The sequence below is a fragment of the Acinetobacter sp. ANC 3781 genome, assembly GCF_004331285.1.
Classification (GTDB): domain Bacteria; phylum Pseudomonadota; class Gammaproteobacteria; order Pseudomonadales; family Moraxellaceae; genus Acinetobacter.
The window spans coordinates 18,206-39,382 of the sequence record NZ_SJOH01000022.1 but is presented as its reverse complement, the minus strand read 5'-3'; the positions used below and the strand labels follow the sequence as shown (position 1 = coordinate 39,382).

Here is a 21,177-nt window from a genome sequence, read left to right as displayed (position 1 = left end):
CGCTTAAAAGGAAAGTTAAATAGAAAGAATGTCCTGATGTTTACTGTTAATCCCTAAATAGCTTTCAATAATCCGAGGATCCTCAACTAAATCTTGACCAGTGCCTTGCATCGAGAGTTCGCCCATTTCTAAAACATAGGCATAGTCTGCCAACTTCAAAGCTGCACGCGCATTTTGTTCTACCAATAGAATAGACACGCCCTGACCACGTAACTGATCAATAATTTTAAAAATCTCACGAGTAATTAAAGGTGCTAAACCGAGACTCGGCTCATCCAGCATCAACAGTTTAGGCTTGGCCATAAGTGCACGGCCAACAGCAAGCATTTGACGTTCACCACCCGATAAGGTACCGGCTTCCTGAATCCGGCGTTCTTTTAAACGCGGAAAAATATTATAAACCTCATCTAATGTTTCATTTAAACTGCGGTCGCCATGCCGATAACGCTGAAATCCACCCAGCATGAGATTATCTTCAATACTCATGCTGCTGAATAATTCCCTTTTTTCAGGCACTAAACCTAGTCCGCGTACGACCATTCGCTCTATGGGCGGGCATTGCTCTACACTGCCATCAAATTCAACATCACCTTTTGAAGCAAGAACTCCCATGATTGCAGAAAGCAAGGTGGTCTTGCCTGCACCATTGGGGCCCACGACGGACACGATCTGTCCTTCATTTACCCGCATATTGAAGTTCATCAGTGCATCAACTTTGCCATAAGCCACGCTTAAATTACTGACCTCTAATAAGCATTTGCCCTGCGTATTTTCTGTGATCGTACTCATGCTGCGCCTCCTAAATAGGCTTCTAGAACAGCTTCGTTTTTTTGGATATCTTCTGGCAAGCCTTCTGCTATTTTTTCACCAAACTCCATCACTACAACGTGATCGACCAAATTCATCACAAAGTCCATATCATGCTCTACCAATAAAGTCGCCATACCCTCTGCCTTCAGCTTCATTAAAAGCTCAGCCAAAGCCTGTTTTTCTTTTAAACGTAAGCCTGCAGCAGGTTCATCCAATAGCAATAAGCTTGGATGGGCACATAAAGCACGCGCAATTTCCAATATTCGCTGCTGTCCCAATGCCAGATTTCCAGCTTCGGTATAAAGATAATCCCCTAGGCCGACCCGCTCTAACTGAAATTTAGCTTCATTCAATAAATTGTTTTCTTCTTCACGATCCAACCTGAACAGCGAGGCCCAAACGCCTTTTTTACCGCGTAAATGCGCGCCAATCACCACATTTTCCAACACCGTCATTTCTGGCAAAATTTTGACGTGCTGAAACGTTCGGCTCAGTCCCTTTTTCGCAATTTCACGCGATAACATGCCATTGATTTTTTCACCTAAAAATATGACTTCACCGCTGGTTGGAACATCGACACCGGACAGCTGATTAAACATGGTGCTTTTTCCTGCACCATTTGGGCCAATCAGTGCCAGAATTTCACCTGCATGAATTTTTAAATTCATGTTGTTATTGGCAACCAAACCGCCAAATTTTTTCGTCACATTTTTTGCTTCTAAAATCAGAGTCCCTTTTGGGGGCAAATCCACGGCAGGAAGTGCCTGTGTGGGTGCGGTTAGCTCCGTATGCAAATCATTAGCTCTAAAACGCGGCGGTATCAGCTTGACCAGCATTGGCCATAAGCCAGATGGGGCTTTTTGCATCAACAATACAATCATTAAACCAAAAACAATAGTTTCATACTGTCCATTATTGCCGAAAATAACCGGCATTAAGTCTTGCAGCCATTGGCGCAGCATGGTGAATATGCCTGCTCCAAATATGGCGCCCCAAATACTGCCTACACCGCCAAGCAAGGCCATAAACAGATAATCAATCCCCATTTGTAAACCAAAAGGTGTCGGGTTAATAAACGATTGATTATGGGCATATAACCAGCCTGAAATAGAGGCAAAAACCGAGGAAATAACAAACACCACCATTTTGGATCTAAAAGTATTTACTCCCATAGACTCCGCCATCACTTGCCCGCCTTTGAGCGCCCGTATCGCACGGCCTTCTCTGGAGTTCAAAATATTTTTGGTCAAAATAATGGCCACAAATAAAATCAGCCAAATGAGATAAAACATTTTATTGCTGGTGTCTAAGGCATAGCTCGCAATGGAAATGCTCGGAATATTAGAAATACCTGAATGACCGCCTAAACTTTCAATGGTTGAGAAAAAATAATAAAGGGATATACCCCAGGCGATGGTGCCTAAAGGCAAATAATGTCCAGACAGTTTTAAGGTTAAGCCACCCACAAGAAATGCAGAAATAACAGTTAAAACTATGCCCAAAAGCAGTCCTGCCCATGGGCTGCCACCGGTCCACATCAAGAACTGCGGCAGCTGTTCTGTCACTGTTAAATAAGCGGTTGAGTAAGCCCCAATGCCTACCAATGCGGCTTGACCAAAACTGGTCATGCCGCCAACACCTGTCAATAACACTAAACCTAAAACGACTAAAGCATTCAGCCCAATATAATTAAGAAGCGTAACTTGGTAAGCAGGTAAAATTAACGGGCTAAGGGCCATAAGCGCAGCAAAGCCCACAAATAAATATTTAGACTTCATTCATGGTCCTCCTCAATGTGACGAGACGTTAAAGATTTCCAAAGCAAAAATGGAATAATCAGGGTAAAGACAATAATTTCTTTATAATCGCTGGCCCAAAACATAGAAAATGCTTCAATAATGCCAACTGCCACAGAACCTGCGGCCGCCACCGGAAAACTTGCTAAACCACCAATAATTGCGCCAACAAAGCCTTTAAGGCTGATAATAAAACCAGAGTCATAATACAGTGTGGTAATGGGTGCAATTAAAATGCCCGCAAATGCTCCCATAAACGCTGCCATTGCAAAGGTGATTTTGCCTGCAAAAATGGGGGAGATTCCCATCAGCTGTGCGCCGACTCTATTCACCGCAGTGGCTCTTAATGCTTTGCCATAGAGTGTCTTTCCAAAGAAATACCACAGCACAAGAATCATGCTGAAAAACGCAGCAATAATATAAAGAGTTTGGCTATTAACAGCTAAATTACCCCATTGATATACCGCATCACTGAAGGGTTGAGTTTGCGCGCCATCTGGGCCAAAAACTAATAATCCAATACCCACCAAAGCCACATGCACTGCAATAGAAACAATCAGTAGCACTAATGATTTAGCAGCCACCAAAGGCTGAAAGAATAAACGGTAGATTTGTGGACCAAGCGGTGTAATAACAGCCAAAGCAAGTAAAACTTGAATAAGCATCGGCAAGCTTGCTAATGGTAGAAAATACATGGCACCTACTACTAAACCAATGTAAATCGCCCACAGAATATGGCTTCTTAAATGCAATGGGGTTTTATTTCTGAAGCCCGCATAAAGATCAAGCATGAGTTGAAAAGCAAAGAATACTACCAACAACCATACAATACGGCTTGGTGTTCCAGCTTGAATAGAGGCAAGTGTCAATGCGCCAAAAACACTAAATTCACCTAAAGGAATGAGTAAAATTCGGGTGACAGTAAAAACCAATAAAATACATAAGGCGAGCAATGCATAGATTGCTCCACTGGTAATTCCATCCTGCCCAAGAATTAATGCGATGTCTAAATCCATGACCGCCAGATCCTCGCTATTTTTCAGGGACGAAAGCTCCTGAAGTGCCCCTGCACCCTGAATTGAACAGCAGATTAATTAATTAAAAATTTTATTACTTCAGCAATTTCCATTGCCCATTTTTCACAGTCACCATGACCCGCCCGCGCTTGTCAAAACCGCTATGATCCATCGGGGTCATGTTATAAACACCTTGTGTGCCAGCTAGCTCTTTGGTTTGTTCCAAGGCTGTCCGTAATGCTTGGCGGAATTGAATGCTTCCTGGTTTTGCCTGCTTTAACGCCACTGGAATCGCCTTTTCTAAAAGCAGTCCAGCATCATAGACATTCGCACCGAATGTCGCCGGGTATTCACCATACATCTTTTTGTAATTGTTCATGTATTTCAAAGCAATTGCTTTGGAAGGATGCTTGTTGTCAATTTCGTTAATGACCAGCATCAGACTGGCCGCTAAAATCGTATTATCTACTTTTTTGCCACCTAACTTTAAAAACTGATCTAAAGCAGCCCCATGGGTTTGATAAATTTGTCCACGATAACCCCGATCATATAAAGCGACTTGCGGTGTTACTGCGGCACTACCTGGAGCTGCAATTAAGATGGCTTGTGGCTTGCCCGCAATCAGTTTCAGTGCCTGTCCAGTCAATGAGGTGTCCTGACGCTGAAAAGACTCTTTTTGTGTAATTTTAATGCCCTTGCTGGCTGCTAATTGAGCAACAACTTTACTCCAGTTTTCGCCATAAGGGTCTGCTGTACCAATAAAACCCAACGTTTTAATCTTGCGCTTAACCATGTCCTCAACTAAGGCTTGTGCGATTAAATCATCATTTTGCGTGGTTTTGAATACCCATTTTTTTTGCGGATTCATTGGTAAAACAACAGTTGATGTTCCAACAGGCGCGAGCAAAGGAACCTGAGCCTTGGCAATAATACCAATAACTGCACTGGCATTTGGCGATCCAGAAGGCCCAATAATGGCATCTACGTTGCTTTCACTAATCAGCTTGTTAATTGCTTTTACGCTTGCCGTTGGATCACTGGCATCATCCAAAGAAATATAAGTCACTTTTTCACCACCAATGGTTTTAGGTAGTAATGCAACTGTATTCTTCTGCGGAATTCCCACCATCGCGACGGGGCCTGTAGATGAGCTAACCACACCAATGCGTACATCGGCGTGAGTGGTGATTGAACCTGCTGCTAGAGCAGAAACAAGCAGTATTTTATTGATTTCCATATGACAAACTCCATTTATCATTCATTGATGAGTCTCACGACTTTATTTTTTATACCATAAATACATGTAATTTTCTTGTTAATTTTAAAAAATATCATTTATTTTGAAACTTAATCTTGCGAGCATATTTTTTTAAAAATAGTGAAGCTAAAACAGGTAGTTTTAGCAAGAACTTTTGAGCCAATCAGATTTTATCTCTTTTAATTTTATAATTATATTTAAATACAAAGGTTTAATTTGTTTTAAAATACCTTTTTTGCCTAAATTTATTATAACATCTGTATTTTTTAGCTCTTTTTATTGAATAAAGTATAACTATATACCTTCCTGGAAATGGAAAATTACATGGATAAATAGTAATAATTTAAAATAATGAACAAGGCATGTTCATAAGTGAAGTTAGCTGCATTGAATACGTGGTTGCAGTTAATGAATTCACTTCTAAATCATAATGAAAGCAAGGATATCTAAATTGAAAAGCCATATGCTCAATAATCAGCCTCATTATAAAAATGTATTGATTCGATACAGCGTTTTGAGTTTAAGCTGCATGTTTCTCGCAGGTTGCAATTCATCCTCAACTTTAGAACCCACCTCCATTCAAAAACAAGTCACCATTAAACGCGATAATTTTGGGACACCACATGTTTATGCAGACAATACATTTGGACTTTTCTACGGCTATGGTTATGCTGTCGCAACAGATCGTTTATTCCAAATGGAAATGTCAAAGCGAACGGGTCAAGGTACTGTAGCGGAAGTTCTAGGGTCAGACTATCTGCAATATGATATTGCAACCCATAACCGCTTCAATCCTGAAAATATTAAACAGCAACTTGCGCAATTGTCTCCCGAAGACCGGGCAATTTTTGAGGGTTATGCCGCTGGTTTCAATAAAAGAATCAAAGAAATTCTAGAAAACCCTGAACTGATGCCAAAAGAATTCATCGATTATGATTTCAAGCCGTCCACTTGGCAGTCTGAAGATATTGCAATGATTTGGGTTGGCTTGATTTTGAACCGTTTTTTTGCAGCGAGTTCAGAAATTTCCAATTTAGACCTGCTGACCCAATTACAAAAAGAAAAGGGGCTAGACGAAGGTTTAAAAGTTTATCAACAATTGCGTTGGCTAGACGATCCTAGCGCTCCAACCATTATCCAGTCAGAACAAAAGTCTCAGTTTTCAGCACGCCAAAAGCAAGCCTTCACGAAAGCTCGACCTATTTCAAAACAAGCGGCAGAAAACTATTTAACCCAAGCCCGTATTGCCTTAGGCAAAGGTGTCATTGATGGTGTACCGACTGCAAGCAACGCTTGGGTTTTAAAGGGGGATAAAACCGTTGAAGGACAAGCTGTTTTATATAATGGTCCTCAGCAAGGATGGTATACCCCTGCCATTACCTACAGTATTGGCTTACATGGCGCTGGCTATAATTTAACAGGTATTACTCCTGTCGGCCTGCCTGCTATTTTATTTGGTACTAATGGCAAGATTGCATGGGGTTCAACTGTAGGTTCACTAGATACCAATGATTTTTATCAGCTAAAAATAAACCCCAGTAATCCTAAAGAATATTTCTACCAAGGTGCATATATTCCTTTCGAACATCGGCAAGTCAAAATTAAGGTGCGTAAACAAGCAGAACACATTTTAGATGTTTATAAAAGTAAACAAGGCTTTGTCACTGCATGGGATGAGAAAAACCAAATGGCTTATGCGCAAAGACGCAGCTGGGAAGGTGTTGAAGTCGAAACCTTGTTAGGCTGGGCGAATGCTGCAAAAGCGTCCAATTGGGATGAGTTTCTGCAACAAGCCAAACGTGTAGCAGCATCCATCACTTGGTTCTATGCCGATACCGACAATAATATTGGTGTTGCAGCATTAGGCCGTTTACCTATCCGCCCAGAAAACCAGCATCCGCAGCTTCCTGCCCAAGGTGATGGTTCGATGGAATGGGAAGGCTTTTATGACTTCTCTCATAATCCAAAAGAATACAATCCAGAAAAAGGTTATATTGCAAGCTGGAACAATAAAGCATATGCAAGTTTGCGTTCAGACTCATCTAATTTTTCTCATGTTGACCGCGTCAATGAATTAATTGAACCGCTTGAAAGCAAACAGAAGCTGAGCCAGCAAGAAATTTGGGACATTAACAAAACTGGTGCATGGGCTGATCTCAACGCACGCTATTTCATTCCCTCTATGATTAAAGCAGCCCAAAGCCCGAAAGCTTCTGAAGCTGCAAAAAAAATAGCACCTTTACTGGCCTCATGGGATTATAAGCTTCGACCAGATCATCAAGCCAAATACTATGAAGGTGCAGCGCCTGCCATCATGCGTGCATGGCTCAATCAAATGATTGAACTGGTCTTAAAACCCAACCTATCAGACAGTATTTACACCCGTTATACCGATACGCTTTACCCGGTCAATTTGGATCCGCGTAGCACTCAGCCAGCAAGTGCATCAAAGTTAATCTGGAATGCACTTCAAGGAAAACAATCAGCTGTTGCCCAACAGGTCGACTTCTTAAAGGGACAATCTCCTGATGATGTGGTTTTAACTGCCCTTGAAAATGCTTTAGCAACACTTTCTAAGCAATACAACTCTACGGAGCCGAATGACTGGAAGCTTCCTGTTGCAACAATGGGATTTTCGGGCAAAAATTCCGTGGGTATCCCTTGGGCGGATCTGGCGCATCAGCAAAAGTTGAGTACTTATGGCAATACAGGAAGTGCCTCTTTTAGAGTTGTTTTAAACCCGAGTCAAGTCACCATGTGTTCAATTTTGGCGCCAGGCCAAAGTGGCTTTATTGATAAAAATGGCAAACCCGATGCCCATTTTTCCGATCAACTCCCCTTGTTTGAAAACTATGAATGTAAAGAGGATGCAGTTGATCAAAAGAAAATTGACCAAACCAGTAAACAGAGTATTACTTTGAATTATTAATCTTTAGAGCATTGTAATCTTTCTTTTTTAATAGAGATCTGTCATGGATTATCCAGGACAGGTCGATTTCCCACATTGCTAACCGCATCAACATCTTTTTTTCTAAATCATCTATTAATTTTTTTCAATCATCAGCAAGGTCCATAAAATGTGAGATCTTTAGAAAGTCTCAATTCCAAATTCAGGACCAGTCTTGAGTTTCTTGGGGAATTCACAATAGAGCGGGTTTTACTAAATGAGGCAGTTTAATTGAAGAAAATAAACCTTAGACATATATTTAAAAATTCTATCGAAACGTATTTAAGCACAAAAATCCACTGGAATAAGATTTTAAAGATAAATCATTTTTCTTATTTTTTTGTTTATTTATTAAGAAAATGTTACTGGTCAGTGACTATTGCCGGTCACATATCACGATGAAAAACAAAAATATGAGGCAACTATTGCTTATTCTGCATTAGTTGCCTCTCCATTTCATTTAGTTAATACCCGCAATATCCCGTAAAATTTTAATGAAACTGTCTTTTTCACTGTCTGAATATTTTTCTAATACTTCATTCTGGTGGCTGTCCGCAATATCAAACAAATAATGCGCGGTTTTCTTGCCTTTATCTGTCAATTTATAAAAGCCGTCACTCTCCACAAGTAGACCGTCTTTTGCCAGAATTGCAGCAGACTGCTCCACTTCGCGCATTGGCATAGCAATATCACGCGGTAAATCCGCTTTGCTTGAGGCTGTCCCGCTGCCTAAAACCAGTAAAAGTCGCGCTTCACTGGTACGAAAACCCGTCACCAGTTGCTTAGGAATATAATCATTTTGATAGAATTTAAAGGCGCGACTCATTAAATAGCACACATTGCCATGCAAATGCCCTTGATGCATCTGACCTACCTCCTCAAGGTCGGCAGACTCCTTGACCTGTAACAAAGGATGCGGTGTCACACCTGAATAAGCACCTTGATGATAAACCAATGGACTACGGCCTTCATCATGAAAATTTACCACTTTGCCGATAATAATCCAGTGATCTCCACCTTCAATGATCTGATGGCGCTCACATTCAAAAACAGCCGAGCAGTGGTCTAAAACTGGTGCTAGTCCTATGCCTTCATGAAAGCTAGTACCTTCATATTTATCAATATTACGACGTGAAAATTTATTGGAAAGTTCAATCTGCGAACCCGATAAAATATTGACTGCAAAATGCGTTGCTTGCTCGAACACCTGAAAGCTTGAAGAATTTTTATCGATACTCCACAGAATTAAAGCTGGATCTAAAGAAACTGAGTTAAAGCTATTTGCTGTCACCCCTACCTTTTCTCCAGATTCATTCTGTGCCGTCATAATGGTTACGCCTGTAGCAAAATTGCCTAATGCGCGTCTAAATTTGATTGGATCAATTTTTATGGTATCCATCGTATGTAATGCGTTCATGCTTCTCTCCTGAGTTTTAAAGTCCTATTCCTGTGCGGACCCAATACTGTGCAATTTCAATGTGACTGGTGTTTATTTAAATATCTAACACTAAGCGTGCCGATTTAGCGCGAGAACAGCACACCAATATTTGTTCATTGCTGGCTTTCTCTTCATCGGTAAAATACACATCGCGGTGATCTGGCTCACCTTCAAGCACATCGCACATGCATGTCCCACAAACCCCTTGCTCACACGACATTTCTATCTCAATGCCTTCGCGTGCCAAAGCCTGTAAAATGGTTTCCTCGGCATCTACCATAATGATTTTGCCGCTGCGTTCAGCCACCACTTCAAAAGCATCGCCACCCGTTTCCACATCTACCTGAAAATATTCTTTGTGAATTTGAGGTTCAGGAAATTCCTGGGTAAGTGCTAGATTAATGACCCAGTCCATAAATCCATTTGGACCACAGGTATAAATATGGCTTTCGGCATCAATATTCTGTATCGCAGATTGAAAAAATTCACGGTGGCTCGCGCCTTCCGATTTAAAATGAAAGGTAGTGAATTGAGCCAGTTCACCATTTTTAATTTCATCTACAAAGGCGCAACGTTCTGGACTTGCCCCACAGTAATGCAACTCGAAAGACTCACCTTGATGAGCCAACTGATAAGCCATGGTAATAAGGGGCGTAATACCAATACCGCCACCGATCAATACCGAATGCTTGGCTTTCACCAAAGAAAAAAGATTTTTTGGCTCGCTGACTTGAATCTGCATACCATCTTTTAATTCATTAAAGGCGGATATAGAGCCACCTCTGGATTCAGGATCACGTAAAATCCCTAAACGGAAAATCCCCGTTTGATTTGGATTTTGGCAAAGTGAATACTGACGCACCATGCCGTTTGGCAAATGTACATCTATATGTGCACCTGCTTCAATTTTAGGTAAGGCTGTAGATGTTGCAGATTCAAATTCCATGACTGCAATATTTTCGCCTTCTACATGGCGGTTTTTGACAACAACATTATAAAGTGCAGTCATAATTCATCTCCCTGTTATGCATAAAGCCCAAGACTTAACGCATAAATAATCCGCCGTTGATATCCCACGTTGCACCGGTCACAAAACTGGCATTTGGACTTGCCAGTAACGCACATGTTTCAGCAATAAACTCCATACTCCCCAAAGCTTTAACAGGAATATTCTGAATAAACTGTGCCATCTTTTCGTCAGATACCACGCTATGCACAATCGGTGATTCCATGGGTCCTGGTGCAACCGCATTGACCGTGACACCTTTCGCTGCAAATTCCTTGGCAAAAATTTTGGTCAGTGTCACAATTGCACCTTTGGTCGCTGCATAGTGCGCCCCTGTTGCTGTGCCGCCATTTTGCCCTGCCAAAGAGGCCATATTGACAATACGGCCAAAACCTTTGTCTGCCATATACTTGCCAATAATCTGACACGACTGAAATGTACCGCGCTGATTAACTTGAGTAATCCAATCAAAATCAGCGGCGGTAATCTCTAAAACAGGTGTTGCTTTGGTGACCGTCGCGTTATTTATCAGTACATCCAGTTTTGAAAACTTCTCTTCAATCCAGTGCACAGCGGCATGAAAATCTGCTTCAACAGAAATATCCAGCTTCAGAGGAAACATATTATTCGCATTTACGCTGCGCACTTTAGCAGCCTCAGCTTTTTCCAGTGTGCTTGCAGATAAAATAACTTGATGACCTTGGCTGGCAAAGTATTCAGCAACAACATTGCCTAAACCCGATGCGGCACCAGTCACTAAAACAACTTGTTTCATATTCCTCTCCTAAAGAATGTAACTGATACCTGCCAAGGTATCGGTAGAATTGACTAAATTAATAATTTTTCGATTAATTTTAAAACCTTGTTCAGTATCGCGGATCAAGTGAAATGTGACATCGGCGGTATAGTGCTTCAGATTTTGTTTACGGAATTCACGTAAATTTTGCGCGCAACGTAAAATAATTTCATCCCCGTCATCTTTGACAATACGGACACGAGATACGCTGCGCACTGTATTGGCTTTTGGAGAAGTTGAGATGGCCTCGCCATTGTCTAAACGGTTCACACGCAATTGACGCATATGATGATTGTCATAGGCATAGTTCAAATTATTTTCATAATCCGTTAAAGCAGGGTCAATCGGAATGATATATACGCCTGTTTCATTCCACAGCTTTAACCATTCTTCATGTTCATAATGATCCAGCATGTCCGCTTCAGCCCAAATAAAAGCAGTCACTTCATTCAATAAATTTAAATCGATTTTCATTGCTCTCTCCTTAAGCCGTCATCAACTTTTTCCACTGCTGATACGCAGCCCGCATGCCAGTTTCAGCACTTACATCACTTTTTAAGCCATCTTCAGTTTGTACTTCGCCCGGTAAACCGCGGTTCAGCATGATCCATAAATCATTGCCTGCATCTGCACCTTTTTGTACACGCTCCCATGCTTCTGCATCATCCGGTGTACCAAAACCAAATGGGCCTTGGAAATGCTCATGCAAACGCAAGCGGTACTGATTGGCAATTTGCGGGCCACCATCCATGGTAATAACCGAGTGATGAATTTCTGTTTTATCTACAGAGATCGGCTGCATGACACGGAAGAATGCCATTGAACAGGCAATATTGGGGAATAAGTTCAAGTTAAAGCCAGAACCGCCTACCGCGCGGACAATCCGGCGCACCTGTAATTCTTCATGGCCTTCATCACGTAATGCCTGAGCCAAATCTTCAAAACGTTCCTGAATTGGACGTTCCATCAATTCTTCTTCTAAATCGACCAGTTCAGGAATCATCACCATGACACTATGGCCATTGCCTAAATCTTCAACATAGCCCGGCTGGTTATCAAAATTAAATAGTTCTTCGGTTTTTTCATCGACTGAACTTAAGAATGATTTATGCACCAATGGGAAGTGATAGGCATCGGTGGTATTTTCCAGTTGAATTTTCCAGTTGCCCGGAAATGTAAAACGATGCTCGCCCAGAACTTTCACTGGATAGCCCGCACCTTGTTTCATGAACAGGTCAATCCATTTTTTTGCCGCACCGAGGAAATCTTCTAGCGGTTCAACATCATGATTAAAAGAGGCGAAAATCATACCGTTGTATTCTTCAACGCGCAGGCTGACCAAAGGGAGTTCAGATTTATCCAAGCATTCCCCATAGCTTTCAGGAGATGGTACACCGCGTAAACTGCCATCCAAAGCATAGCTCCAGCCGTGGTAAGGACATACAAAGCTGTTGGTCTTGCCCTTTTTATGTTCACATACAGTTGCAGCGCGGTGACGACAACGGTTAAGCAGCACATGGACTTTCTTTTTACGGTCACGTACTACAACCACAGGCTGCCTGCCAATGTTCATGGTTTTATAACTACCACTCTCAGGAATTTCGCTCGCATGCGCGACCCAGACCCAAGAGTTGTAATAAATTTTTTCCATCTCATCGTCAAAGATTTTTTCATCTTTATACAGAGAAGTATGTGCACGGTCTGATTGCACTAGCTCATTGTAGTCAATATCAATATTTTGAAGTGGAATGATACTGTTCATGTCAACTATCCTTTTAAATTTATCCTTGGGTTATGTCTGAGACGGGACTGGCAATTCTGCTGTACTGTTCCAATGAGAGACTGGACGGCTAAAAATGTTTTCTGTTTGAAAATGCTTGATTTTCCAGTGTCCGCTCTGTTGTTGCTTAAATGTCACCGTGAGTTTGGCTGTATTTAAATGGCTACGACCATCTCTAAATGTTGAGGTTTGCAACATTAACCACGTCGCTTTTGCATGTGTATCTTCAACATAAATCTGTTCTGAATTGACAAAATGTGCATTCATCACGAAATGCGATTCTTTTTGGGTATACCCCTTGAACATGTCGTGAATCGCCTGCCGTGAGCTGAATTGACCAAAAGACTGCGCATATTTTTCGCCTATGCCTTCCCAAATACTGTCTTCATCAAATAAATCCATTAATTCATTCAGGTCAGTATCAGCATCCAAAGCATCACAAATTTCCATGTAGCGGTTAATGCAGTTCCGAATAGCAACTTGCGCTTCCAATTGCGTTAAACGCTGTAAAATTGCAGTCAAATCCACTTTGTCATTCATTCTGAATACTCGCGTATGAAGTCAAGTTGCTTATAAATAACCCGGTGCCGGTTTTAAGCCAAAGCTGATTAAACCTGCGTTCTGCAACGTGGCATCCCCCATAAAGGCATGCTGTGTCACCACATTGGTATCGTTCACAAAGCGGCTGAACACATTGTTGGTATAAATAGCTGTCATCCCTGCCAGCATTTGCATTTTGCGGGCAACTCGGGCAGCAACTCGGGCAGCATGCGTACAAGACAGACGCATATCACTGATTTGTTCTGCTGTCGGTGTACGGCCTGCAGCAACTTCACTCCAAACGGCATCCATCGTTTCATAAAACCAGATACGCGCCGCTTTAAACTCTGCTTCAGCTTGCGCAAATTCATATTGAGTTACGGGGCGGTTTGCAATTTCTGAACCACCAGTTATTGATGCTTTTCCTGGAGCAAGCTTTTTGAACTCATCTAAAGCGGCTGCTGCAACCCCTATTCCCACCACCGTCAATACTTGAGTTGCAAGTGATAAAGATGGATATTTAAAAAATGGCTCTGGAAGCTTAGACGGCTCTCCGCGTACAAATGTCCACTCTTTAGCAACCAAAACATTTTCAACAACTAAATCATGACTTCCCGTTCCTTTTAAGCCCACGGTATCCCAAGTCATTTCAATTTTTACTTGTTTTGCAGGCATTACTGCCATACGCGGCAAACCTTGCGCTTCATTACCCTTTTGCGGCGCAATACCGACACCCACAACATCTGCACCCATGCAGCCGCTGGAAAATTTCCAGCGACCTGTTACAACAACCCCGTCATCGGTAATTTCTGCGGGTTGTGGCGGAAAAATACCGCCTGCAAAAACAATGTCCGGTGAATTTTTATAGAGCTCTTTCAGGGTTTCTTCTGGCAAGCTACCTAAATAAGCTGGACTCATGCCAAAGCTGGCCACCCATCCCACAGAGCCATCCGCCATCGATAATTTTTCAATCAGCTCGCAAAATTCACGTGGCGAAACCTCCGATCCACCAAAACGCTTTGGAACAAATGCCCGATATACACCCAGTTTTTTTAATTTTTCAATGATGTCTTGACTCACATACGCCTGATTATCAAATTCACCAGTACATGCGCGTTCACGGATTTCCTGACATAGAGCCGTCAAATCCACTGCGGTATTATCCATGACAAAATCCTTTGCAGATAAATCATTCATTCGTTAACTCCTTGTAACTTATTGCGCCGCCTTCACGACATATTTTGCAATTGCACAGAGCTGTTCATCTGCATTTTTTTTGGCAACAATCTGCAATCCAACAGGTAAGCCATCTTTTGTCTCTAATGGCACTGATATTGCCGGATGCCCCGACAAATTAAATGGACGGACCAGCCCTGTTAAATTTAAAAATGTGGCTGTATTTTCTGCATCCGCAACTTGTGGCGGAATTTGCGGCAGGGTCGGCAACAGCAATGCATCATATTGATTCAGTAAAACATCTACTTCTCGGGTAAACCTTTCTTTTACACATTCTGCTTCTGCAACCTGTTGGCGTGTAGTTTCTGAGGCTTTCAGCAAACGCGTATTGACATCGGCACCCAAAAGTCCTGTTTCAGTTAAAGCGCCATACGCCTGCCAGTTTTCGAAATTAATAATTTGCATACCGGCATGAAATGCATCCTCAAAAGATGCGACCTCTACATAGGTCAAAATCAACCCAGCTTTTGCAAGGTATTCAGCAATACATTCATTCACTTCATCACTCGCCTGTACATTTAGCACCGCAAGCTTAGGGGTTTGCTTCAGGACTTTTGCAGGATGAAAACTCGGATCAATAATCTGCATAGCGGTTTCAATCATGCTGACGGAATTGGCGAACGGACCAACGCAATCCAATGAACTGTTTTCAGGATGTACCCCTTCGCGGCTCACACGGCCAAAAGTCGGTTTTAAACCGAAAATGCCGCAACAGGCTGCCGGCATTCGGATTGAGCCACCGGTATCTGTTCCTAAAGTAAAATCGGCCAGTTTGGCTGAAATAGCCGCAGCCGAGCCGCTCGATGATCCGCCAGGAATCAGCGCAGGGTATTTGGGATTGAGTGCCGTACCGAATGCACGGTTAATGCCAGTAATGCCAAAAGCCAATTCATGCAAATTTGTTTTTGCGGTAATTTGACAATCAGCAGCCAAAATACGCTCAACCACCACGGCATTTTGCTCTGCTGCAGGACTCTCTTCGAGTGCCTTACTTCCCGCGACGGTTCGAAAACCTTGAATATCGATAGAGTCTTTCACCATGACGGTGAGTTTTCCTGTTCCTAGATGAACATCCTTGGCCACAATATTCATTCACTTTTCCATGTATTTTTATTACTAAGACTAATATCTGAAAAAGCCATGTAATTGTCAAGTGTTTTTAATAACAGAGAACGAAGAAAATATTTTTAATTTTTGTATAATGGGCTATCCATTTTCACAAAGTTATCACTTTGCCATGCTTACTCATTTAGAAAATTTTCTGCCTAACAATGAACCTAGCAGTCTACAAAGCTACCCTTTTTTCTGGGTCTCCCAAGTAAACGGGAAATATACGCAGCTGATTGAGAAGTCTATAAAAAAACTAGGAATAGATAATACCCGCCGCAAAATTATCTTAAGTACTAATGCATTGGGACAAGCCAGCATTACCGAAATTGCCAATTTATCTACACTCAAATTGACCACTGCAACCAAAGCCATTTATCGCTTGGTTGAAGATGACATTGTTCAGGTTTTTTCTTCTGAATTCGACGAGCGTATTTCTATGGTCAAGCTGACAGACAAAGGGAAGAAATTAGTTGAGCAGATTAATCAAATCAGCCAAGTCACTCTTTCAGGGATTTTAAATGCTTTCAATGATGAGGAATTGATTCAGTTGAATGCCCAGATGAAAAAATTATTCGATCTTATGCCCTCTAGCTAAAAACTAAAAAGTGGTAATTAAACCCAAAGCCCATCCATTAGAATGGGCTTGTTGCTGCATATATTTTACATTGTAGAAGAAATAATATTAAATTTAGGCTTTAAACCAGATGCTTCTATTCTGTTCAAAAAAGTTTGCAGCACTTGTTGTTTATAGGCCGAAATATCTACCCCTTCATATTGATAGAAACCTTGCTGCTCTCTTAAGCCATTTCGGCCATTGCGCATATTTTCTACAACAATCTCTGCTGTACTGTACCTTTCGCCCAACTCCCGCTCCAAATACTGCGACGCATAATACAGAATATCACCACCGCCCCAGTCAATAAACTCAAGCAGACCCAAGACCGAGAACCGCAGCCCAAAACCGGTGCGAATGGCAATATCAATATCCTCTGCAGATGCAACCCCTTCTTCTACCATTCGTGCAGCTTCATTCATTGCCAAAGCTTGAATTCTGGGTACGATATAGCCCGCTTTGGCATTGCATACCACCGCTACTTTGCCAATCGAGGTTAAAAAAGATTTAAGCGCCAGTACTGTTTGATCTGAGGTTTGCTCTGATCGGCTTAATTCAACCAATGGAATTAAATAAGCCGGATTGAGCCAATGTGCATTGATTACACGTTCAGGAGAGGACAGCATCTTGGCGATCTCTGTCACTAAAAAGGTTGAGGTCGTTGAAGCAACTATACAGTCTGGTGCAATATGTTGATCCAGCCAAGCAAAAATATCCTGCTTCACCGGTAGTTTCTCAGGCACACCTTCCAAAACCAAATCACATTGTTTTAAATATTGAATGGAAGCAGATCTTTCGATGACCTGTATATTGGCTTGAATCGCTGAAGTTTGCTCGGGTTGTATGAATTGAATTTGGCTTAACAGCATCAGTTCTTGCGCAATATCCTGCTCTATTTGCCGCTGATATTGTACAAAATCATCAATTGAACGCTCTTTAGCATCAATCAGTTTGACTTGCAGTCCAGCATAGGCAAAAGCAATCGCAATCGCTTTACCCATTCGTCCGGCCCCTACCACCGCAGTGTGCTGAATTTTGGGCATCTTAGACCCCCTGCTGCAAGATCATTTGTAATTCATGTTTTGACTTGTCCGCCAAACCTAAACTTTCAAATGTCCGACCTTCAGCATATAAATCTTTACCTGCAACAGCAGAGGCAATACTCAGCAAACCTTCAGCCACAGGGGTTTTGACACCAGCCCAACGGCCCGCAGAAACAATTAAGGATAAACCTAAACGGGTATCTTCAAGCATATAGCGATGTGACTGCAAATCAATCTCTTCGCGCCAGTCACCGCTATCGGTGAGTTTGCCATGAGCACCTCGGCCATACATCCACTCATCGCCTTCATCTGCTTTATTATAATGATCAGCCAGCGGAAAATGTGGTGCAGCGTAACCCAAGGCTTCACGCAGTTGCATCCGTTCTGCGTCCAGTTGAGACGTGACACGGCGAATGGATGGCTGGGTGCCTTCATTGTGAATATCCCATGTATCGAAATGTTCTAGCGGGCCGGCATTCATCATAATTAACGGGGGATGAATAATGGGACCTGCATTCATCAGTGCCCCGCTTAAACTGTCCTCTATCGGCTCTACACTCGGATAGGCTTGCTGTAAGATCTGAAATGCATGTTCAGATAAATTGCTAGGGAAAACACCGGTAGGTAAGCGGGTCGCATACCCGCTCACTACAATACGGTTTAACCCATGTTTGCGCACTAAATAAGGCAATGTGCCGGTTTCAGCGAAGGCGACCTGTGCATGATTGCCTGCTTCTTTCATTGCTTGAGCAAAGACCAAGCTGCCAAAAGTGCCTGGCGGTAAATAAATCACTTGCCCATCTTTGAAATAAGGTGCCGTTTGCTGCGCTAAATTCAGGTGCGTGGTCGCCGGCAAGGGAATAATAACCAGCTCAGCACCTGCAATTGCCTGCTCTAAAGATTCCTGTAAATTGATCTGGCTGTTATTCCAGCCAACGTTCACAGAACGCTCACCTTGATAATCCAAAATGAAAAGTTCACCCATTTCTGCTAATTTTTTTAATGCATCGGCATCTCGGCGCCATAGCACTACATCATGGCCCTTTTCTGCCATTTCCACGGCTGCTGCATAACATCCATGCCCCCCGCCCAGTACTGTAATTTTCATTTTGAATCCTCCTGATTAACTGAGTTAACTTTAGAAGATTAAAATGAAGCTCACGTCTCCGTATGCGAATAGGCTGTTCGATATACGAATACTTTTAGAATTTAAGCCACTTTCATTTTCAAGGTTTGGGAAGGCAGGCAACCATAACGTTTTTTATACCGACTGGAAAAATGCCCCAAACTTTGAATGCCGTTTTGAAAAAGAATATTCGTCACTGTATCGCTGGATTGGCTGTTCAATAAGGCTTGATGCACCCCTTGCATACGCTGATCTTGAATATATTCAAGCGGTGTTTGTTGACAGTACTGATTAAAGCTTTTTTGCAAAGTTCGGCTGCTAACTCCGCAAAAAATACTCAGTTCAGCAAGTGAAATCTGCGATTGAAGATGTTGCTGTATATATTGCTGTGCTTTTCGCATATAGCTGGGCATGACTTCCCGTCTGCGTTCATTGAGTTGAAGACTGTAATTATTGGGAACTTTCAGTAAAATTAATTCAATCAAATACTGGGTAAAACTGGCTGAAATAAAGCTCCAGTTTTGAATATTATAATAGGCGTAACATAGGTAATTCAGTGTTTCAACAATTGAGTTCAGCGCTTCTGTTGTGCATGATACCCCGCTATCAAATACTAAGGATTCTGCACTGGTATAGCCCAACATTTTACACAGCTGGGTGTCCACATCCTGCTGTGTCAGTTTGAGAATAATATTGCGACAGCGATGATTGGTCATGATGCGGTTTTGGGTATGCGGATGTGTCACCGTCATAATGCCATATGATTGCAGCACCTGATTTTGTGCATGTTCAACTTGACATTGTCCTTCAAGATTGATGCGAAACAAATAATGAGGAGATGTTTCATCTATTGTGATTGCCACAGCCGCGCTGTATTTCAAATCATATAAAGCCGAATTTCCAAAGCTAAATCCATTTAGGCGGGTATTCAAACTCGAAGCAGCATCTACATCAAATTGATGCGGGCACAAATAATGACTGATTTTATCCTTAATGATGTGATAGTCATTTGAATTAAATAGTAAAAACTCATCCAGATAATGCAAATGGCTCAAATTTAAACGCTGATTCATCTCTGCACTCCATTGATTCCATTCTTCATAATTAAAATGACGGCAAGAGCTCATTAGACCTAATCAGCTCTTGCCTGACTCTTAACTTCTGAGGGTTAGGCTTAAACAGGGTGTTCCTGCTGCATACTTGCACTAAAGGCTTTACAGCCTTTTTTCAATAAAATAAAGGCCAATACACATGCGCAAGCACCAACAATCGACAATGACATACCCACCATCAACGGGTTTCCAAAGATTTTATCTGTAATTAATGCCACCAAAGTCGTACCGATTCCGACAGCCACTAAATTACTGATCAGTAGAAATACCGCCGAAATCTGCGCACGCAGCTGGTTAGGTGCCAGCATTTGCATTGCTGTGGTGGAAACTGGCATTGGAAAAGATGCAAAGAACATCGCTGGAACCAATAACGTCACAGACAGCCAAAGTTCAGACACTTGGGTAAAGGCAATCATCGGGATAATCAAACCTACAATGCCGATAACACCGGTGATCATTGGCGAATCTTTTCGACCTTTTTGAATAAACCAGTCATTTAACCAACCTGCACAAAATACGCCCAAGGTATTTGCCACCAGCATGACCGTGCCTAGCATATAGCCAGCTTCTGTTGGAGTTAACCCATATTTGCGCATATAAAATGCGGGTGTCCAACTGATGAGACAGTACAGCGCCATGGCATAGAAGGTAAAACCAAAATAATGACAGCCAAAAGTAGTGCGATGTTTTTTAATAAATTTAAACGCTTTTTTCATGCTGGTTTTTTCAACTTGGCCTTGCGCATTTAAACGCTGACCTCTACGTTGCGGATCCCGCACCGTTAAAATGAACAGCAAGCCAATGAAAACCCCTGGCAAACCCACAAGAATAAATGCCATTTGCCAGGCTTTGATTGCACCTAAAAGTGGTACTTCGATCAAGCTCATATTTTTCAATAAGCCAATCACATAGCCGCCGACCAAAAAGGCAATCCCCCCGCCAACGAATGATCCGCTGGAATAAACAGCGACAGCACGTCCTAGTTTATCCTTGCTGAACATATCACTGAACATCGAATAGGCGGCTGGTGATAATGCTGCTTCTCCCACCCCTACACCCATCCGACTGAAGAAAAGTTGAATGAAGCTCTTACTTAACCCGCAAATTGCAGTAGCAATGCTCCAAAATACAATTCCAACAGCGATAATTTTAGGACGTGAAAAACGGTCTGCCAGATAAGCTAAAGGCAATCCCATAAATGCATAAAATAATGAAAATGCTAAACCATGCAATAAGCTGAATTGGGTATCTGATAAATTTAAATCGGCTTTAATCGGCTCAATCATCAAGGCCAAAATTTGACGGTCTATAAATGAAAAGATATAAGCCAGCATACAGAGCAGTACTACATACCATGCATATACATTTGATTTTTTACTGACCGCGGCAGCCTGATCATTGATAGAACTATTCATGTCACTTAATCCTTGTACGACGGCTTATATTCCTTATAAGCCCATGTTTCCTATACCCTTGACAGGGAAAATATTTTTTGATCCCTATGATCAGAAATCTTTTACTTCTATCCAAATTTTGCTTCTATTCAAGCT

General features: G+C 42.0%; 18 protein-coding genes. 2 read left to right on the top strand and 16 right to left on the bottom strand.

Annotated features, from left to right (window positions below; all coding sequences use genetic code 11):
* Positions 1-15: 15 nt before the first annotated feature.
* The 4 genes from E0H89_RS14445 to E0H89_RS14430 all read right to left on the bottom strand — a co-directional run bounded on the left by E0H89_RS14445 (position 16) and on the right by E0H89_RS14430 (position 4,859).
* Positions 16-789 carry an ABC transporter ATP-binding protein gene (locus E0H89_RS14445; protein ID WP_131217958.1) on the bottom strand — a complete coding sequence of 258 codons (774 nt, stop codon included), beginning with the start codon at positions 787-789 and terminating at the stop codon, positions 16-18.
* Positions 786-2,588 (bottom strand): branched-chain amino acid ABC transporter ATP-binding protein/permease, encoded by a 1,803-nt coding sequence (locus E0H89_RS14440; protein WP_131217957.1) that lies wholly within the window; start codon positions 2,586-2,588, stop codon positions 786-788. Before E0H89_RS14440 ends, E0H89_RS14445 begins: the two co-directional genes overlap by 4 nt.
* Positions 2,585-3,622, bottom strand: a complete 1,038-nt coding sequence (locus E0H89_RS14435; RefSeq protein WP_131217956.1) for a branched-chain amino acid ABC transporter permease — start codon at positions 3,620-3,622, stop codon at positions 2,585-2,587. The genes E0H89_RS14440 and E0H89_RS14435 overlap by 4 nt, the downstream gene beginning before the upstream one ends.
* Positions 3,623-3,716: 94 nt before the next feature.
* Positions 3,717-4,859: an ABC transporter substrate-binding protein gene (locus E0H89_RS14430; protein ID WP_131217955.1), complete on the bottom strand. Its 1,143-nt coding sequence runs from the start codon at positions 4,857-4,859 to the stop codon at positions 3,717-3,719.
* Positions 4,860-5,343: 484 nt separating this feature from the next.
* Between E0H89_RS14430 and E0H89_RS14425 the strand changes: the two genes are divergently transcribed.
* Positions 5,344-7,809 carry a penicillin acylase family protein gene (locus E0H89_RS14425; RefSeq protein ID WP_131217954.1) on the top strand — a complete coding sequence of 822 codons (2,466 nt, stop codon included), beginning with the start codon at positions 5,344-5,346 and terminating at the stop codon, positions 7,807-7,809.
* Between the two features lie 478 nt (positions 7,810-8,287).
* Here the strand turns inward: E0H89_RS14425 and E0H89_RS14420 are convergent, their stop codons facing one another.
* The 8 genes from E0H89_RS14420 to E0H89_RS14385 form a co-directional block, all read right to left on the bottom strand.
* On the bottom strand, positions 8,288-9,244 hold the full coding sequence (locus E0H89_RS14420; RefSeq protein ID WP_131217953.1) for a p-hydroxyphenylacetate 3-hydroxylase reductase component: 957 nt from the start codon (positions 9,242-9,244) through the stop codon (positions 8,288-8,290).
* Positions 9,245-9,320: 76 nt separating this feature from the next.
* Positions 9,321-10,274 carry a PDR/VanB family oxidoreductase gene (locus E0H89_RS14415; protein WP_131217952.1) on the bottom strand — a complete coding sequence of 318 codons (954 nt, stop codon included), beginning with the start codon at positions 10,272-10,274 and terminating at the stop codon, positions 9,321-9,323.
* Positions 10,275-10,308: 34 nt separating this feature from the next.
* The gene (locus E0H89_RS14410) at positions 10,309-11,046 is read right to left on the bottom strand and encodes an SDR family NAD(P)-dependent oxidoreductase (RefSeq protein ID WP_131217951.1); all 738 of its coding nucleotides are present in this window, start codon (positions 11,044-11,046) and stop codon (positions 10,309-10,311) included.
* A 9-nt stretch (positions 11,047-11,055) separates the two neighbouring features.
* The gene (locus E0H89_RS14405; RefSeq protein ID WP_131217950.1) at positions 11,056-11,541 is read right to left on the bottom strand and encodes an aromatic-ring-hydroxylating dioxygenase subunit beta; all 486 of its coding nucleotides are present in this window, start codon (positions 11,539-11,541) and stop codon (positions 11,056-11,058) included.
* A 10-nt stretch (positions 11,542-11,551) separates the two neighbouring features.
* Positions 11,552-12,829: an aromatic ring-hydroxylating oxygenase subunit alpha gene (locus tag E0H89_RS14400; RefSeq protein WP_131217949.1), complete on the bottom strand. Its 1,278-nt coding sequence runs from the start codon at positions 12,827-12,829 to the stop codon at positions 11,552-11,554.
* Between the two features lie 30 nt (positions 12,830-12,859).
* Positions 12,860-13,387, bottom strand: coding sequence for a nuclear transport factor 2 family protein (locus E0H89_RS14395; protein ID WP_131217948.1), 528 nt, complete (start codon positions 13,385-13,387; stop codon positions 12,860-12,862).
* Between the two features lie 30 nt (positions 13,388-13,417).
* A complete protein-coding gene (locus E0H89_RS14390; protein ID WP_131217947.1) occupies positions 13,418-14,584 on the bottom strand; it encodes an acyl-CoA dehydrogenase family protein in 1,167 nt (388 codons plus the stop codon).
* An 18-nt stretch (positions 14,585-14,602) separates the two neighbouring features.
* Positions 14,603-15,715, bottom strand: coding sequence for an amidase (locus E0H89_RS14385; RefSeq protein ID WP_131217946.1), 1,113 nt, complete (start codon positions 15,713-15,715; stop codon positions 14,603-14,605).
* Positions 15,716-15,860: 145 nt separating this feature from the next.
* Here E0H89_RS14385 and E0H89_RS14380 point away from each other — a divergent pair, with 145 nt between their 5' ends.
* On the top strand, positions 15,861-16,328 hold the full coding sequence (locus E0H89_RS14380; protein ID WP_067665639.1) for a MarR family winged helix-turn-helix transcriptional regulator: 468 nt from the start codon (positions 15,861-15,863) through the stop codon (positions 16,326-16,328).
* A gap of 65 nt (positions 16,329-16,393) precedes the next feature.
* On the opposite strand, the gene E0H89_RS14375 is transcribed toward E0H89_RS14380, so the two are convergent.
* The 4 genes from E0H89_RS14375 to E0H89_RS14360 form a co-directional block, all read right to left on the bottom strand.
* Positions 16,394-17,389: a 3-hydroxybutyryl-CoA dehydrogenase gene (locus tag E0H89_RS14375; protein WP_131217945.1), complete on the bottom strand. Its 996-nt coding sequence runs from the start codon at positions 17,387-17,389 to the stop codon at positions 16,394-16,396.
* 1 nt (position 17,390) lies between these two features.
* Positions 17,391-18,497, bottom strand: a complete 1,107-nt coding sequence (locus E0H89_RS14370) for an NAD/NADP-dependent octopine/nopaline dehydrogenase family protein (protein ID WP_131217944.1) — start codon at positions 18,495-18,497, stop codon at positions 17,391-17,393.
* A 101-nt stretch (positions 18,498-18,598) separates the two neighbouring features.
* Positions 18,599-19,588: an AraC family transcriptional regulator gene (locus E0H89_RS14365; protein ID WP_131217943.1), complete on the bottom strand. Its 990-nt coding sequence runs from the start codon at positions 19,586-19,588 to the stop codon at positions 18,599-18,601.
* 101 nt (positions 19,589-19,689) lie between these two features.
* Positions 19,690-21,042: a spinster family MFS transporter gene (locus E0H89_RS14360; protein WP_131217942.1), complete on the bottom strand. Its 1,353-nt coding sequence runs from the start codon at positions 21,040-21,042 to the stop codon at positions 19,690-19,692.
* Between the last annotated feature and the right edge of the window lie 135 nt (positions 21,043-21,177).